We start from the raw sequence: 15,990 nt of genomic DNA, 5'->3' as shown, positions 1-15,990 counted from the left end.
CCTCTAAAGTTCACTGCTCACTCAATGAAGCGACATCTACCATCAAACAGATTGGGATTAAGAGACGTAAATTAGCAGGTGAAAGCAAGTACGCTGAACTGCTCTGGCATTCACTTGTGAAAAGAACATCGGTGATGTGAACACGCGGCACTAATACAAATTACAAATTAAAAGGTGTCGCGTGTTTTGGTCATACTGGACTCGCTATCGCTTCCATCAATTTTGAATACTCTTGCTTGGCTTGGTGATACGTGGTTTCAATCTGAGTGATATCGCACTCTTCTTGTTTACGTGCTTCTTTTTCCATCTCAGCCAACATTTCTCGAAGATCTTGTGCGCCGATGTCGCCGCATAAACCTTTCAGCTTGTGGCTCCACTGTGTAACTTCATTAATGTTACGTGCGGAGATTTCAGATTCCAATTTTTCCATATATTCAACCGAAGAGGCCTGGAACATAGTAACGATTTTATCCAACAGTGCTTGGTTTCCTGCCATGCGCTTTAGCGCCTGATCTTTTTTCCAGCCTTCATAGGTCGATTTCACTGTCACCTGTTGCGTTTGTATCGCTTCAGCACCACGTTGATTCTGATATTTTTTCGTCCAGCGTGATACTTTCTCCACCAGCCTCTCCGAGTCGACGGGCTTGGTGATGTAATCACTCATACCGTGTGCCAAACATTTTTCTTTTTCACCAGAAAAGGCGTTTGCCGTCATCGCGATGATCGGCACATTACTGTGGCCATATTTTTGAGAGTTGTAACGCAGCTGTCGAGCACACTCGTAGCCGTCCATCACTGGCATCTGACAATCCATCAAAATACAGTGGTAAGCTTTACCCTCAATATGTTTCTCCATCACCAAATTAAGCGCATCCAAACCATTGGAGACACAATCGATCTGCGCATTAAGCGGAGCTAAAAAGCCTTTGGCCACTTCCTGATTGATGTCGTTGTCGTCCACAATCATCACTCGTATCCCCGTCAAGTCAACCCGGCACGACGAAACGACACGTTTCTCTGTCCCTTCTTTGTCATCTTCTACTGTTGAATTTGAGCCTATTAATACCGCTAATAAATCCTCGCTCAAAATCGGTTTAGACACCACAGTCACTGCAAGTTCTCCTCCCATTTGATACGGCGGTAACGGCGTCGAAGCGTTCAGTTCAACCCATTTAAGTGCTGAATGTGAGGTGGATGATATGTGCTCTTTCGCCGCTTTGATTAACGCTTTGTAGTGACATGATTCGGCTTCAAAGATAACCGCGTCCAACGACTTCTCATTTAGCCACTGTGCAATAGGCAACTTAGGTTCAAATACCTGCCCACCCCAACTCAGGATCATTTTCGCCACGACTTTGCTTAACGAATCATTGTTTAGGCATAAACCAATGCGCTGACCTTGCAACTCTGCGGCCAATGAACCACTGTTGCATTCTGATTCCGGCATATCCAGATAGAAATAGAAATGACTTCCCTTACCTTGAATCGACTCAAAGCCAATATCACCATTCATTAACTGGCACAACTGACGACAGATAGACAGCCCTAAACCTGTCCCGCCAAACTTAGTCGCTGTCTCGGACGATTCTTGTGAGAAAGGCTGAAAGAGCTTGTGCTGATTTTCTTGAGCAATACCAATTCCAGTATCAAAAATATCAACACTCAACCGCACGCTACCCTGTTCCAGCGTGCTAGTGGACGCAACGACACGAATTTCCCCTTCATTGGTAAATTTGATCGCATTGTTGAGCAGATTATTGATCACTTGCTTGAGACGATTAGGGTCGGAAATGACTCGAGAATGGTGAATATTGGTGGTATCGATAATCAACTCCAGCCCTTTCTCTATTGCTTTAACCGACATCGACTGAACAATACTTTCAACCTCTTCACGCGGTGAAAATTCTTGATTATGCACTTCTAGTTTGCCCGATTCGATTTTCGACAAATCAAGAATATCGTTTATCAGTACGGCTAAAGTACTGACGCTACGTTCAGCCATAGTGAGATATTTTTGCTGGCTGGAAGTGAGCGGATCATTTTGAATTAAGTTGAGTGTGCCCATTATGCCATTGAGCGGCGTTCTCATTTCATGGCTGATGGTGGAGATAAAATTACTTTTCGCCAAGCTCGCCTCCATCGCTTGTTTGTGAGCAATTTCTAGCTCTTCGCTGTGTCGTTTCAGCTCTTCCGTACGCTCTCTGACCTGAGCGTTGCTCTGCTTTAACAACTCTTCGCTACGGACTTCGGAAGTAATATCTCTTAACCTCAGCGCGAACGATTCCATTGACGATGAGCGATGGATGATGGGAGACAAACTGATATCCAAATGTTTCAGATAGCCACTTTTATCATCAAAAGTATCTTTGAACGCCAATACGGAACCTTTGTTTTTCGAGACGGCCAGTTGCTTGAGTAAATCGGCGTTGTGTAGCTTAACAAACTCAGAGACTGGCTTGTTGAGCACCGACGATTGCGGCACGCCAAAAAGCTGCGCCGCAGCGTGGTTCCATGTTTTGATTAAGCCAGTTTCATCAATACAGATGAGCGCATCCACTGATCCATCAACAATTGCTTGAAAAGTTGAATTGGCATTGTTCAACTTGGTGCTGGCGCGATAGGAACGATAGAACACCAAAGTGATCATGGCGAGAATAGAGACGGAAATACCACCCATGGTAATAATTTCTCGATGCCTTGCGTTGATCCTTTGATCGATAACGGTTTGGTTCAACAAGCTATAAACGAACAGATGTTCATCTCGGCTCGTACCGGTATACACCACTTCCCTATCCGCTAACCATTGAGTTTGTCCTCCCGATTTTTCGGCAATGCTGGCCAAGCCTTCGGTACCGAAGGGAGTGATCTCATAAAGACTCGTCAGTGTCCAAGACGGGTTCAACTGCGCAGAAAAATTCAGTTTACTGTTGGTCGAAAAAACAAAACTGCCTGTTTGATCAACCAGCCAGAACTCATTGATAAACCCCGTTTCTGTGACAAAACGTTGAATAAGTTCAGTGGCATCAACATTCATGATCAAGAAGCCAACACGATCACCACCATGACCGAATATCGGCATTGCGATGCGATAAACAGGTTGCGCAGGAAAAACAATTTTCCCATATTCACGGTTCAAGTTGATAGGTGAGACATACACCTCACCAAACTCCAATTCTGCTGCTGCAGCGAAATAGGACTCATCCCTTTTGTCTTGCAAGCGCTGCTCTGGCACGGCAACCACTCGGCCACCATCTCGGTCTACACGCAAGAACTCTCGCCCATCTTCAACAGTGATAATGCGCAGTTGGATAAGCTCGCTGTTGTTTTCAATCAACGCTTTGAAAATAACATCCAATCGGCTTTTCCACTGTGCGAGTGTAGTGTTGTCCATAGGATCGTTACCATTGTTCTCCAGCGCACGGCCAATGCCTGAGATAGGTGGGGTGGAATGAAGAAATTTTAACAAACCGATATTTGAAGCGATACTTTTCTCTAGCAACGAGACTTTACTTTTCGTTGCAGAAATCAGCGTTCTTTGTGCATCTTGAATGATCTGCGACGCGGCATGTTGGCTGTATTGGTAAATCACCATTCCGGAGACCAAGATGAACAAAAAAAATATCGCAACAACAAATAGCTTTTGTATCCGCATGATTGCTTCCCTTCAACCAAGAACTTGCTCAGGCTTTGTCGCTGCCATTTTCACCACAACATTACCATTCTTCCCTAACGCTTTTGCTTGATAGAGGGCACCGTCTGCGATCCCGAGAACCTTTGTCACGTCAGTTGGCATCTCTTCTGCACTGCAAGCAACACCACCAATGCTGATGGTGATGCATCCCATAGGGCTCGCTGCATGCTCTATCCACTGTTGCTCTAACGCCGAATTCAGTCGTCTCGCTACCAATTTTGCGCCGTGAAAATCCGCGTTGGGCAAAATGATAACGAACTCTTCACCGCCAAAACGATAAATTCTATCGGTGACACGCTTTAAGGTGTCGCTTAACACTTTCGCTACCGCACATAGCGCGTTGTCTCCAGGAAGATGGCCATAGGTGTCGTTATACAACTTGAAGTCGTCAATATCAGCAATCAGAATGGAGCAAGGAGAACCGCTACGGCGGCAATGACCCGCGATAACCGGATAATCTTCTTCCAATGCGCGACGACTCAGAACCTTAGTAAGAACATCACGTTTGGATAAGGTTTCCAAATGTTCAGTTTGCAATTTGTGCGTGACATGTGTTTTCACTCGGTGTTCTAAGGTAGCAAAATTGATCGGTTTAGTAATGAAATCAACGCATCCAGCTTCCCAGCAGCGGAGCTGCGCATCGTCGTCTTCGCAAGAAGTGGCGAAAATGATAGGTATATGACAGATGTGTGGCGACGATTTCATGATGGAACAAGTGCTCCACCCATCAATCTTTTCCATCATGATGTCGAGTATGACTAAATCTGGCGACGCTTCAGTAGCAAGGACTATTGCCTCCTCACCACTGCTCGCAGTAATAACATTAAATGCAGACGACAGGCACTCCTTAATGACTTCACGGCTGATCAACTCATCATCAACCACAAGCACGGTCGCCCTATCCTGCCGCTTTTGCAACTCACCTAGCACGTTGGTACTTATCCTTTTGTACTTTTTCGTTATACAGAACTATATTTCCTTTTGAAGCAGCTCCATATTCATCAGGTCTCTAAGCAACAATGAAACAACTCTAATTAGGCTAGTTCATACTGGCACAATGGACAAGGTGTCCAGAACGAAATGAATCGTGACGAGTTCAGCTAAGGCAGGCGGCATATGTCATCAAGTAATACGCAATTTGACGTCAGCATTTTAATCGTGGATGACGAGCAAACCAATTTGATCATAATGGAAGAAGCACTGCGTGGTCTGGGACGCATCATCTCTACCACCAATCCGTTGCAAGCTCTTGATCTTGCTGCGGTCCACCTACCAAAAGTGACGATTCTTGATATTGAGATGCCCACGCTCAATGGCTTAAGCCTGTGTAAGCAGTTACTGGAAAATCCAGACACCGCCAACACCGCTGTTATTTTTATCACCTCGCACAACGAAACCGACCTGGAGTACCAATCGTTTGAGTACGGAGCGGTAGATTTTATTGCCAAACCAATTGACATGCGCCTCTGCCGTTTACGAGTGCTGAATCAACTGCAATTGCGTGTTCAATCCGATGCGTTATCAGTCGCCAAAGGCGATTTGCAAGACTTACTCACCCAGCTACCCATTTTCGTCTCTTATTGGTCACCACAGTGGGAAAGGCGCTTTTGCAATGACTACAGCAAAAATTGGTTTGGTCTCGGCACAGACAAAGAGCTGGGAACAAATGCAAACATCGATATGATCTTGCCGGAAGCGCTCGCACAGCGCATTCGCAGAGAAGTTTGCTGTCAGCACGATCAGAATAATCTCGTATTTCGCTATGAACTCAATACCTATGTTGCGGGAACCAAACATTTAGATATCCATGTGAAACGACGTATTACCGATGATAAATTAACTGGCTACATCGTCACCGCCGTCGATATGACCAATATCGTCAATACTCAACTCGCCTTAACCGAAGAAAAAGAGTGGCTTAACGTTACGTTAAATTCTATTGGCGATGCCGTCATTGCTACTGATATTAACGCACACATCACCTTCATGAATCCAATCGCCGAAAGCATGACAGGTTGGCGGCAAGCACAAGCCAAAGGCAAACATATTGAAGAGATAATGCTGTTGTGCGATGCGACCACGGAACAAAAGAGTTTTAATCCAATCTTGTTGGCGCTAAAAGAACAGCGCACCGTCGCCATGGCATTGAACTGCCAACTCACTTCAAGAGACAACAAAGTGTATCGGGTGGAAGATTCTGCTGCCCCCATTCGTAACAATCAAGGCCAAGTTATTGGTGCTATTATTGTTTTTCACGATGTGAGTGAAACGATTGCCATGTCGGTAAAAATGAGCCATTTAGCCAATCACGATCAATTGACTGATCTGCCCAATCGCGTGCTACTGCACGATAGACTCAATAACGCCATGCGCATTACACAAATTCAAAAACGGCGTCTCGCGATGCTGTTGATTGATATCGATAACTTCAAATATATCAACGATACGCAAGGGCACCACGTCGGAGATTTACTGATCAAAAAACTCGCTACCCGCTTAGCGGAACACTGTCTTCCTGATTTCACCATAGCCAGAGCTGGTGGAGATGAGTTCATTATCATCGCCACCAATGTCTCCAATCTCGGCACGATTGACTCTTTTGCCACTGATTTGCAGCTTGCCATCAATCATCCGTTTTATATCAACGGTACGGCCCATCGAATCACCGCCAGCATCGGCATTAGCATCTACCCCGATGATGCCGATAATGAAGAAAAGCTATTGCGTTATGCAGACACGGCAATGTACCGGGCGAAGAAACAGGGTAAGCAGCAACACTGCTTCTTCTCGCAAGATTTAGAGTCCGAACTGCTTCATCGCCATCACGTTGAAATTCAGCTCAGACAGGCGATTGAGCGTAATGCACTGGAGGTGCTATTCCAGCCGCAGTACAACCTGCAAGACCACGCTATTGTCGGTTGTGAAGCACTGGTTAGGTTAAGAGATACCAATGACAGCCTGATCTCACCACTCGATTTTATCCCAATCGCCGAAGAAACCGGCCTTATCAACCAGCTCGGCTTGCAAGTGATGATGAAAAGTTGCCGCATGGCAAAGCAGATGCTCGACGACGGCATGCCTACACGCTTTTCTGTCAATGTCGCGGCGAAACAGTTCGCCAACCCCGGCTTTGCCAACGAGGTCAGCGCTGTTCTTCAAGAAACTCAGTTACCTAGCCACTTGTTGGAGTTGGAAGTCACCGAGAGCGCCTTAATGAATGACTTCGAAACCACCAGAAATATACTGTTGAGCATTAAAACACTGGGTGTGTCCATTTCTATCGACGATTTCGGCACTGGCTACTCAAGCCTCTCTTATCTCAAAGCCTTCCCAATCGATGAGCTGAAAATCGATAGGGCATTTGTTCGGGATATGACCAAAGATGAGCAGAGTTTCAACATTGTAAAAACTGTCGTTCATCTGGCCAAATCACTGGGCTTAACACTCGTTGCCGAAGGCATTGAAACTGCACATGAAGAAAAGCTTCTGCATGAGTTAGAGTGCGAACTAGGCCAAGGCTTTTTGTTCTCTCGCCCAGTCACTTATGACACGCTGCGCACATTGGTAGAGAATGTGAACTATGTGAAGGTGTGAAGCAAGCTTAAGCTTGCCTTCTTGAGAACCCAATGACCTTCACAATCAATCCAACTCACACTCTATACTGGCGATTGGCGTGGCATCTTCACTGAAACAGACATACGCCCAAACCGCTTGTTGTGGGCGAAAGGTAATGTAGCCCGCCTTTACGTCATCTTTTTTAAAGTTGAGCTGACTTGCGACCAATTCACGCCCATCAATTAAGGTCGCTTCAATGTGCTCACGTAGCCAAATAGCGATTTTTTCTTTGCGAGATGTCGAAGTGATGGTGATTTCTGCGCAGCGAAGCGGTGGATTTTGTGCAACGCTTGATCGCTTGCCATCCTCGTTCTCTTGGACTTGATAACCTTGAACCACATCATGCAAGCGCTCAATCGTCACCTGACAGTCATCAGCGGCCTGAACGCTCGAGGCGGAGAATAAACACAACAACGCAATGTATTTTCTTAACATAATCTCAGATATTCCTTGTTTGCCAGAAACCGAGCTTACCTGCTCAGCTTGTCGCTGACTGTCAAAAGTTGGTGAATTGAGGTTAAGCAAAATCAAACAAGCCACGGTTGCCCAGCGCTTTCAGCTTGTAACAGCGCTAGCGACTTCACTTGAACAGCGCGCTGGCTCTGTCTACAATGACGCACTTTTTAGCGACTTTAGGTCAAAAAACATGAACGACACTACGGCAAAACCAGCCCTACCGGATCGCCTAGCGGGTAATCCACGCAGCCCATTCTTTATTAAAGAGTGTTTCGAACACCAGATCGGTATCCGTTTTAACGGCAAAGAGCGTACTGATGTTGAAGAGTACTGCATCAGCGAAGGTTGGGTTAAAATTCCATCGCCAAAAGCAAAAGATCGCTACGGCAACCCAATGCTGATTCAACTGAAAGGCACGGTTGAAGCTTACTACGTGTAACTTCATCGGTTTCGCTGACAACATAAAAAGTCGATGCTTGCGTCGGCTTTTCTTTTTCTACGGTTTCGTCCGATCTATGACTATTCACAGTAATCAATGGTAGCGGCAATAAAACGCGCCTTTGCCAGTTCACCCCTGTTTAACCAAGTGCTAAACTGCCTGTCTATTTCGTGTATCGATTAAAAGGAAATGTGATGAACCCAATTCTGGCGATGTTGAAAGAAAATAATATTGGCGATGAGCAGATTAACGAGCTTTTCCAAGCACTAACACAAAACCCGCTCGCCGCGATGATGACCATCTCCCAGCTCGGTTTGCCTCAAGAGCAGTTGCAAGCGCTGATGGCGCAAGTGATGCAAAACCCGGCTCTGATCAAAGAAGCGGTGGAAGAGCTTGGCCTTGATTTTTCTAAAGTCGAAGAAGCAAAAGCGAAATTGCAGTCGTAATTTGCGTATTTTGGCCGCAGAAGCGTATACAAACTCTGCGGCCTGCCACTCCTCTTTCTTGCCCTACAATTCGTGACCAGAATCACATAAATTCTGTTCATCTCACTCATTAGTGCTATACTCCGCCCCACTTAACTCAGTACCTCGTCTAGGTGCTGCTGTCTCGCAATTCGGAAAGCATCTTTTTACACACGGACGTGACCAATTCGCTTTATTTTGAGGTCACCGACTCCCTATGTCCTTATTTAAGAATCTACCAATAGGTAAAAAAATTGCCGTTGCATTAGGTGCCGTCGCTATTACGATTTTAGTGTTTGGCGGCTATGTTTACCGTTCGCTCAACACAATCAACAGCGATGTGCTTAATCTGACCGACGATACGTTGCCTGCAATGCTGGTTGTCGATGGAATTAAGTACAACATGTCTTCCGTACGACGCGCGCAAATCAGTCTGCTTACTTCAACCGATGCCAGTGAAATCGCCGAAGATATTCACTGGATGAATGAGCGTTATCAAAAAATTGAGGCCGATCTGCGCCACTACGAAAGCAGCATCTGGACTGACAATGAACGCCGAATTTTTACTCCCGTCAAAACACTGTGGCAGGACTACCTCAATCAGTTGGGTTCTTTCAACAATGACATCATGCAAGCCGAGAAATCGAAAGCACAGCAAGATCTGCAACGCTCACTCGCGACATTTGAAAAGTTGGAAGTCGCGATTGACGAGCTGCTAAAACTCAATCTCACTTATGTAGATAGAAACCGCAATGAGCTGGTTTCACTGATCAGCACGATTAGCCAGTTTTCCCTAATTGGCATGGCATTACTGGTCGGCTTTATGAGTGTTATCACTTGGATGCTAACCAATCTTATTTGCCGCCCTTTGCAGCAAGTGGTCACTCAAGCAAACGCCATTGCCGATGGCAACTTAGCCTACCAATTAGATCGCCAACATTTTGGCCAAGATGAACTTGGCGAACTGGCCGATGCGTGCCACACCATGCAAAACAATTTGCGCGTGATGGTTGAAGAAATCATCACCAGCGCGACACAGCTTTCTCATGCGGTCGATGAAGTGAGTGCCGTCTCCGAGCAAACCTCTCAGGCGATGCAGATCCAGCAAGAAGAGGTGATGCAAATCGCCACTGCCATGGCGGAAATGAAATCTACCGTAGCTGAGGTGGCTCGAAATACCGAATCCACCTCAGATTCGTCTCGTGAAAGTAGCCAGCACGCCAATTTAGGCTCACAGCAAATGCGCACGGTAGCTGAGTCTATTCAGCAGGTTAATCAAGAAATTAGCCAAGCCGAACAGCGTGTACTAGAACTGGAAACACAAGCACAGCAGATTAACATGGTGGTGGATGTGATCAGTAATATTGCCGATCAAACCAATCTGTTGGCACTGAACGCAGCGATTGAAGCGGCTCGTGCCGGTGAACAAGGTCGCGGTTTTGCTGTAGTCGCAGATGAAGTTCGCGCTCTCGCAGGAAAAACCCAGCAATCGACAGGCGATATTGTTGAAATCATTCAAAATCTGCAAAGCTGCGCAGAAAAAGCACGCCAAGCGACCACAAACAGCAGCCACTTGATCCAAACGAGTGTGCAGCAAAGCCAAGAAACACAACAGGCAATTGAACAAATTCGCCAGCAAAGCGGCCAAATTGCCGATATGACCATCCAGATCGCCAGCGCATGTGGTGAGCAAGATTCAGTCACTGAAGAGCTGAGCCGCAACATCGAGCGCATTAATGAATCCGCCAAACATGTTGCACAAGGCTCTTCTTGCGCCGCGCAATCCTGCGTCGAATTGAGCCAGTTGGCGAACCAACTGCAAAATACCGTCCAGAGATTTAAGCTGCGCTAGTCGCAAAATAGCAAAATCAAAGGGGAGGATCATTTGATCCTCCCCTTTGCATTTCATTGTCCATCATTGGCGTATTTTTCTATGGAGGCAGAAGCATAACGCTTACTCAGTTCTCAATCGTCGCCTCACTCGGCTCCTCAAACAAAGTACTCATTTGGGACTCCTGTAAAGCCATGGCATCAGCGGGCATTACGTTCGACTTGGCCTCAACACACTGACAACTTGGCTCTTTCTCTGGCATGTTTTGATGGGGTGCGTACCAACCTTGCAGTCCAGCTTCTAAACGCTCAGCCGCCGCTTTCGGTGCCATTTTGCCAAGCAACACCGCTTGGCTTACCTCGGCCAGTTCATCGCCCAACTTGGGCGTGCCGCGCGAGAGAATTTGCGTCGCCACGCGAATGGTGGAATCACACTGATCGCGCCACTCCATCATCTCCCTTGCCGCAGGGTTGGTGACATCAAAGAAATGGTTTGAAAGCGAGAAGAAACCGGGAAGCGAGTTGGTATAAAGCTCGGCAAACTGAGGAGTAGTCAGCCATTGCAAGAACGCTTTCGCCGCTTGCGGATTTTTGCTCGCCGGATTCATCCCCATGCCGATGTCGGTATGGTCAGTAAAAAAACAACCTTCGCCCGCTTTTGCCACCGGTGGGCGCATTACGCCAAAGTCCACCTTGCCAGTGAAAGGGGCAATTTCCCACGAACCCGCGACATAAAACGCCGCTTTTCCTGAGGTGAACAGCTCGTTACTGGTGCCATAATCGCGACTTTCGCCCCCCGAACCAAGATATTTGCGCCAACGGGCCAGTTCTTCAAATACTTCAACGTATTGCGGATCGTCCAAACGTTCCTGACCATTAATCAGCGCCAAGCGGCCATCTTCTCCCTTCCAGTAGTTGGGGCCGATATTTTGAAAACCGAGCTCAGAGGAAACCCAGCTTTCTGAACCGCTCATAGATAGCGGCACATAACGGCCATCGGCTTTCACTTTATCCAGCACCGCAAAGAACTGATCGCGTGTTTGTGGCACACTCAAACCCAACTGGTTAAAGATGGTTTTGTTGTAAAAGAAACCATGAATCACCGATGCCATCGGCACACAGAAGGTCTGCGCTCCGGAGTCGGTTTGCCATGGTGCTTGGGCAAAACTGGGGAAGTTTTCCATCCCTGCCATTTCGGTCAACTCAGCAAGATGCCCCGCTTTAAACAGCGCTAATGAGTCATCAAACGGGCGACAGGTGATTAAGTCACCCGCTTTACCTGCCTTGAGGTTTTGCCACAGGGTCGGCATGTAGTTGACGTTCTGCACCGGATGAAATTTAACCTTGATGTCAGGGTGAACCGCTTCAAAGGCCGGGATGATTTTTTGCTCCCACAACGCTTTATCATCACCACGCCAGCTTTCGATCACCAGTTCACTTGCCATCAATTGGCTACAAAACAGGAGACTCAACGCTCCAATCCACTTGTTGGTCATAAGCCCTCCTAAACCTTGAAATGTGCAATGAGTTGTTGCTGTTTCGCCGCCAGATCGGCCAACACTTCACTGCTGGTAGCCGATTCTCTCGCTTCCCGTTCAGTTTCATGCGCCACTTCCGAGATGCCTGTCACGTGGTGGGCGACGCTCTGACTAACCAAAATCTGCTCTTGCGCCGCGTGTGCGACTTGATCGGCCATCTCTTTAATCGCACTCATGCGATCCGCAATCGACTGCAATGCGCTGTCCATTTCTCGCGTTTGCTCCACGCAGGTCCGCGTTTGCTCTTGGCTGCGGCCCATCACTTCCACTACTTCTTTACTGGATTGCTGCAAGTTCTCGATCATATTTTGGATCTCTTCGGTCGAGGTTTGCGTGCGAGTGGCCAGCGCACGCACTTCATCAGCCACCACAGCAAAACCGCGTCCGGCATCGCCCGCGCGAGCAGCCTCAATCGCGGCGTTCAAGGCCAATAAATTGGTTTGCTCGGCGATACCGCGAATCACATCCAAGATACTGCCAATGTTGTTGCTAAACTCGCCCAGTTTGTGGGTAATGCCGACGGCAGACTCCATATCGATTGCAAGCTGCTCGGTAATGCGTCGTGTAGTCGCGACTTTCTGCCGACCATTCTTAGCTTCGGCATCAGCGCGATCCACCTCATCTTTCGCGCCATCGGTCGAACGCGCAACCTCGGTGGCACTCACTTCAAGCTCAGTAATGGCAGCCGCGACCTGATCGGTCTGGCTCTTTTGCTCTTGCACGCGCGCCATCGCCCGTTCACTTATTTCTGCCGAACGGCTCGCTTCTTCCACCAAGTGGCGCGATCCGGCGTTAATTTGCGACAACAATTCACCGGTTTTGTCGGCCAAAATATCGATAGAACGGGACAGCTCGCCAAACTCACAGCGGGTCTGATAATTGATTCGGCGCGTCATATCGCCTTTGGCCATGTAGGCCAACTCACTGTTGATTTTCTGCAATGGTCTTTGAATGCTGAGCGCGGTGGTGTAGCCAATAACCAGTGCCACCGCTGCAGAAATGGCAGACACCGCCATGATCCAGAAATTGGCACTGCTTACCGCCGCATCCGCGAGCACGCGACTTTGCTCTGCGATTCTGCCCGCCGATTGCGCCATTTCATCTAGCTTTGAAAGGCTATTGGCTAGGCTTGCATCAACCTGTTGGTTTTGGCTCACGAGATCGTTTTCAAGCTGTTGCGCTTTGCGCATGGTTGCCAGCAAACCTTGCTGCCCAAGCGCCAGCTCTTGCAAACGGTTCAGGTTTGCCACATAGCGCGCCTTGACATCGTCCGCCACCAGCACCCGTTCGAGCCGTTTGCGCGCCATTTCGATATCTTTACTGAGCACTTTTTCCAGCTCATTGAGATCGGTTTTGGCATCGGCGCGACGGATGTTTTTCAAATCACGAGCAATCCCCGAGGTAATCAGCTCCGCTTTATTACGCATTGAGCGTTGGCTAGCACTCTGTTGTAACAGCAAGTCCGCCGCCCATTGATAGGTGTCTTCTAAACGAATAAAGGCAATTTCCAGCTCTCGGCGCTGCAACAAGGTATTGACCCATTCACCATGTTTCGCCAACACTTGGTCGGCTTGCGCGTAGAATTGATCGGTCGCTTTGAGCACCTGTTGGAACTGGGTTTGGCTTTCTTCTGAAGCCAGTTTGTTCATCTCTTGGCTCAGTTGCCGAAAACGAGCTTGCTGGTCTTGAAAGCGACTCGAAAGTTGCGGTAATTCGTTCGCATCTTCGCTGGTGCGAAACTCAAGCACCCAACGGTTACTCTCTTGTAACGCTTCTTTAAGCCCTGCCACCGATACCACTAAAGGCGTCGCCTTATCGGTAACTTGAGACAAACCATCATTAATGCCTTGAATTTTAAACGTACTGATGACGCCCAATAAGATCAACAACAGGAGCATCAACACGAATCCAGCGATAATCCGCTGTACGATAGATAAGCCCATGTACATATCCTCGTTGATGAATGAGTAGATAGATTAAACATAGCCCCGATTCGCGCAGGTGGTGCAACAGGCATCACGATTTGTGATGTTTAGTGTTGCAGTCGGGTATCGGGTAAGGTGTGAAGAAAACGGAAGTCTTTGCTTAGCCAACAGCAAAGATTTTGTCGTGAAATGAGCAATACCTCAGGCAAGACTTACAACGTCAGAATGATCTTACCTTGTCGCCTGTTCGCTGGGTTTTCAATCGATTCGATCGCGCTTTGAAATTTAGCTAATGGCAGCTTACGCTCGATATCAAGGGCAATATGCTGGGTTAGAAAATGCGCTAACATCTCGGCAAAGACTTCTTTTCTTACGACTTTCCCAACCGACTCTTCCCAATAGCGCAGGAAAAAAGTACTGAAATTGATCTCCCGCTGTTTGATACATTGGAAGAATACGTTGTCATAAGGCGTGAGTGAAAGTGTGCCGTAATTGATAAATTGTGCTTTACGGCCAAGCGTATGAGCCAAAGCCGTGCCAGCCTGACCACCAATCGCATCGAAAGCCACCGTCGGCGTGGGCAAACCGCGGGTTTGGATCTGCGAATTGAGGTCTTGATTGGCATTGAGAACGGCAAGATTCTGGTAGGGGTAGTGCTGTGGATTTGATGTGACCGCAATCAAGCGAAAACCGAGCGAACGTGAAAGCTGAGCATATATTTTACCTATCGCAGAGCCTGCCGCGTTCACTATCACCACATCCTTTTGGCTCAATTGCGCTACCTTCTGCGTGATAACCCAAGCGGTAAGTGCATTAATGTAAAGCTGACACGCGTAGCCGTTGTCCAGTGACGGTGGCAGTAAAAAGAGATTGTCGGGCGCTGCATCGACATATTGCTGCCACGTGCCTCCCATCGCCACCAGCACTTTTTGCCCAAGAAGAAACTCACTGTCGCTTATTCCAATATCCACAATTCTCCCAACTGCTTCGAAGCCAGGTACTCGTGGCGGAACATGCACACGACGATACTGCCCGACACCTTGAATCGAAAGTAGATCACTAGGGTTGATGTTGGTCGCTTCAATTTGAACGCGGATTTTGCCTGCCTCAAGCGGTTGAAGCTCAACCTCTTCGAGCGTTAAGGACTCTTTGGCCGGACCAAAACAACATTGCTTAACTCGGGTGTTTATCATCATGGCTTACGTGCAGCTTAGAAATAGTGCAAGCGTTATAACGTCAGCTCATGAGCGCCGTCAAATGTTCTCAGCACACTTTGGCTAATCTTCGTGAGGGTAGTGGCTTTCACTTTCAGAGAGATAAATCAAATCGGTCGTTTCTGCCATTGAGGCAAAGAAGCGAGTGATATGCACCAACGCATAAAAAGCTAATCCATGCTGTGGCCCGAGATGCAAGACGCCAGGCCGGAGCAACTGCTCCCAAGCCGAAATAAACAGCACCATAAACGCCATGGCCAATTCCATCCTCGGGAATCGCAACCAGCGAATGGCCTGCTGCGCGGTGCGCGCCATGGTTTTTTTTGCCGCTTTACTGGCAAAGTAGATGGCGTCCATCAACTCTCCCGTGGTCTTGGCCATGATCATCGCCCCCACCAACACTAAGTTCCAGTGCCAAACTTGGCTAAGCGCCACTTCACTATCAAATTCCTGAATCGCTTCACTGACGCCAATCACCACCAGCAATATGGCGATCATGATATGAATCAGAGCAATAAAGTTGAATCTGAGTAAAAATCGCGGCTTCTCTTTTTTATAGAAATGCTGAGCTGAATCCACCAGAAGGTCGACACTTTCAAGCAGCCTTAACGTTGCCTTAAGCACCACCCAGCTTCCAAGTAAGAACAGCCCTTTTGCTCCACTCAATTGATGCGTCTCTTCGACCGCGAACTCAAGTATTGCGGTGATTAAGACAAAAATGCCAATGACCATATCCACCCAAGGATTTTTTATCCAACCAATTAGCCAGCGACGAAAAGTCACAAGTTTGGATACGGCCATAGCATCTCCTTTACTCG

At 47.7% G+C, this 15,990-nt stretch carries 11 protein-coding genes; 4 read left to right on the top strand and 7 right to left on the bottom strand.

Features of this window, described 5'->3' with window-relative positions; translation table 11 throughout:
- Positions 1–190: 190 nt before the first annotated feature.
- Together EWA64_RS16630 and EWA64_RS16625 are read right to left on the bottom strand one after the other, a co-directional pair.
- Positions 191–3,652, bottom strand: a complete 3,462-nt coding sequence (locus tag EWA64_RS16630) for an ATP-binding protein (protein ID WP_369435843.1) — start codon at positions 3,650–3,652, stop codon at positions 191–193.
- Between the two features lie 12 nt (positions 3,653–3,664).
- A complete protein-coding gene (locus tag EWA64_RS16625; protein ID WP_061896120.1) occupies positions 3,665–4,621 on the bottom strand; it encodes a diguanylate cyclase in 957 nt (318 codons plus the stop codon).
- Positions 4,622–4,807: 186 nt separating this feature from the next.
- Here EWA64_RS16625 and EWA64_RS16620 point away from each other — a divergent pair, with 186 nt between their 5' ends.
- On the top strand, positions 4,808–7,285 hold the full coding sequence (locus EWA64_RS16620; RefSeq protein WP_061896121.1) for an EAL domain-containing protein: 2,478 nt from the start codon (positions 4,808–4,810) through the stop codon (positions 7,283–7,285).
- Positions 7,286–7,330: 45 nt separating this feature from the next.
- Here the strand turns inward: EWA64_RS16620 and EWA64_RS16615 are convergent, their stop codons facing one another.
- Entirely contained in the window at positions 7,331–7,741 is a 411-nt protein-coding gene (locus EWA64_RS16615; protein WP_230856410.1) for a hypothetical protein, read from the bottom strand.
- A 211-nt stretch (positions 7,742–7,952) separates the two neighbouring features.
- Between EWA64_RS16615 and EWA64_RS16610 the strand changes: the two genes are divergently transcribed.
- From EWA64_RS16610 to EWA64_RS16600, 3 genes are all read left to right on the top strand, one after another.
- Positions 7,953–8,201 carry a DUF3297 family protein gene (locus tag EWA64_RS16610; protein ID WP_039441740.1) on the top strand — a complete coding sequence of 83 codons (249 nt, stop codon included), beginning with the start codon at positions 7,953–7,955 and terminating at the stop codon, positions 8,199–8,201.
- 194 nt (positions 8,202–8,395) lie between these two features.
- Positions 8,396–8,647 (top strand): DUF2999 family protein, encoded by a 252-nt coding sequence (locus tag EWA64_RS16605; protein WP_039441738.1) that lies wholly within the window; start codon positions 8,396–8,398, stop codon positions 8,645–8,647.
- A gap of 235 nt (positions 8,648–8,882) precedes the next feature.
- Complete coding sequence (locus EWA64_RS16600; RefSeq protein ID WP_061896122.1) at positions 8,883–10,517, top strand: methyl-accepting chemotaxis protein; 1,635 nt, start codon at positions 8,883–8,885, stop codon at positions 10,515–10,517.
- Between the two features lie 106 nt (positions 10,518–10,623).
- Here the strand turns inward: EWA64_RS16600 and EWA64_RS16595 are convergent, their stop codons facing one another.
- The 4 genes from EWA64_RS16595 to EWA64_RS16580 all read right to left on the bottom strand — a co-directional run bounded on the left by EWA64_RS16595 (position 10,624) and on the right by EWA64_RS16580 (position 15,973).
- Complete coding sequence (locus tag EWA64_RS16595; protein WP_061896123.1) at positions 10,624–11,991, bottom strand: ABC transporter substrate-binding protein; 1,368 nt, start codon at positions 11,989–11,991, stop codon at positions 10,624–10,626.
- An 8-nt stretch (positions 11,992–11,999) separates the two neighbouring features.
- The gene (locus EWA64_RS16590) at positions 12,000–13,976 is read right to left on the bottom strand and encodes a methyl-accepting chemotaxis protein (RefSeq protein ID WP_061896124.1); all 1,977 of its coding nucleotides are present in this window, start codon (positions 13,974–13,976) and stop codon (positions 12,000–12,002) included.
- 194 nt (positions 13,977–14,170) lie between these two features.
- Positions 14,171–15,154, bottom strand: a complete 984-nt coding sequence (locus EWA64_RS16585; protein ID WP_139045749.1) for a zinc-dependent alcohol dehydrogenase family protein — start codon at positions 15,152–15,154, stop codon at positions 14,171–14,173.
- A gap of 81 nt (positions 15,155–15,235) precedes the next feature.
- Positions 15,236–15,973, bottom strand: coding sequence for a hypothetical protein (locus EWA64_RS16580; RefSeq protein ID WP_061896125.1), 738 nt, complete (start codon positions 15,971–15,973; stop codon positions 15,236–15,238).
- Between the last annotated feature and the right edge of the window lie 17 nt (positions 15,974–15,990).

This window comes from Vibrio cidicii, assembly GCF_009665415.1.
Taxonomy (GTDB): Bacteria; Pseudomonadota; Gammaproteobacteria; order Enterobacterales; family Vibrionaceae; genus Vibrio; species Vibrio cidicii.
The sequence above is the reverse complement of the archived record's forward strand: the minus strand, read 5'-3'. Positions and strand labels throughout refer to the sequence as shown.

What these genes read in the sequence shown, in the direction of transcription:
- EWA64_RS16630 (WP_369435843.1), bottom strand. Translation starts at nt 3,652, where the DNA reads ATGCGGATACAAAAGCTATTTGTTGTTGCGATATTTTTTTTGTTCATC.
- EWA64_RS16620 (WP_061896121.1), top strand. Translation starts at nt 4,808, where the DNA reads ATGTCATCAAGTAATACGCAATTTGACGTCAGCATTTTAATCGTGGAT.
- EWA64_RS16615 (WP_230856410.1), bottom strand. Translation starts at nt 7,741, where the DNA reads ATGTTAAGAAAATACATTGCGTTGTTGTGTTTATTCTCCGCCTCGAGC.
- EWA64_RS16610 (WP_039441740.1), top strand. Translation starts at nt 7,953, where the DNA reads ATGAACGACACTACGGCAAAACCAGCCCTACCGGATCGCCTAGCGGGT.
- EWA64_RS16605 (WP_039441738.1), top strand. Translation starts at nt 8,396, where the DNA reads ATGAACCCAATTCTGGCGATGTTGAAAGAAAATAATATTGGCGATGAG.
- EWA64_RS16600 (WP_061896122.1), top strand. Translation starts at nt 8,883, where the DNA reads ATGTCCTTATTTAAGAATCTACCAATAGGTAAAAAAATTGCCGTTGCA.
- EWA64_RS16595 (WP_061896123.1), bottom strand. Translation starts at nt 11,991, where the DNA reads ATGACCAACAAGTGGATTGGAGCGTTGAGTCTCCTGTTTTGTAGCCAA.
- EWA64_RS16590 (WP_061896124.1), bottom strand. Translation starts at nt 13,976, where the DNA reads ATGGGCTTATCTATCGTACAGCGGATTATCGCTGGATTCGTGTTGATG.
- EWA64_RS16585 (WP_139045749.1), bottom strand. Translation starts at nt 15,154, where the DNA reads ATGATGATAAACACCCGAGTTAAGCAATGTTGTTTTGGTCCGGCCAAA.
- EWA64_RS16580 (WP_061896125.1), bottom strand. Translation starts at nt 15,973, where the DNA reads ATGGCCGTATCCAAACTTGTGACTTTTCGTCGCTGGCTAATTGGTTGG.